Source organism: Frankia sp. Mgl5 (genome assembly GCF_023242985.1).
Lineage (GTDB): Bacteria > Actinomycetota > Actinomycetes > Frankiales > Frankiaceae > Parafrankia > Parafrankia soli.
Map to the genome: position 1 here is coordinate 1 of NZ_JALKFY010000410.1, position 767 is coordinate 767.

The 767-nt window shown below is 72.6% G+C and carries 1 protein-coding gene; it reads left to right on the forward strand.

The window, feature by feature from the left end:
• Window positions 1-75: 75 nt before the first annotated feature.
• Window positions 76-767 (forward strand): DUF222 domain-containing protein (locus tag MXD62_RS09875; RefSeq protein ID WP_248829039.1); only part of this gene is annotated, 692 nt, incomplete at its 3' end.

Sequence of the window (767 nt, forward strand, 5' to 3'; positions counted from 1 at the left end):
CGCTTGTCGGGGTGGCGCACACACCTTTATGGTCGAACGTGTGTTCGATCTGATTGTGGGGTGGGTGTCGGCGCCATGAATACCGTGCGGAGTGCGAAGGTCGACGAGGACGGTTCCGGTTCCCGCGACTTCTCGGAGACGGAGGAGGTGTTCGAGGGGCGGGTGCGTGGGCTGCTGGTGCGGATCGGTGCGGCGGTCCGGTCGATAGCGGCGGGGAACGCGGTCCTGCTGGGGTTGTTGGCGCAGTTCGCCGACCTACGGCCCCCGGCGGCCGGGCGGGAGGATCTGTTCGACGAGTTCGCCCCGGAGGATGTCGCGGCGGTGCTGGGGGTGTCCTCGCAGGCCGCGGCGGGTCGGATGCTGTTCGCGTGCACGGTGGCGCGCCGGCTGCCCCACGCGGTGGAGGCGTTGAAGGCCGGGGTGCTGGACGTGCAGCGGTTGCGCTCGTTGGAGAACGCGGTCCGCCCGCTCGACGACCCGCTCGCCGCGCGGGTCGAAGCACGCGTGCTGGCCGGCGGCGCCCGACCCACCCGCGGAGCGTTCACGGATGCGTGCCGTCGTGCCGTACACCGGCTGGACCCGGCCGGGGCGGCCGAACGGGCGCGGGCGCGGAAGAAGGAACGGCGGGTGTGGGTGTCACCGGGGGAGGACGGGACGAGTTGCCTGTCCGCGGTGCTGCCCGCCGACGAGGCGACCGCCTGCTACCGGCGGGTCGATCAGATCGCCCAGGGGATCGCCGCGCACCGAACGACCGAGGACACCCGCGG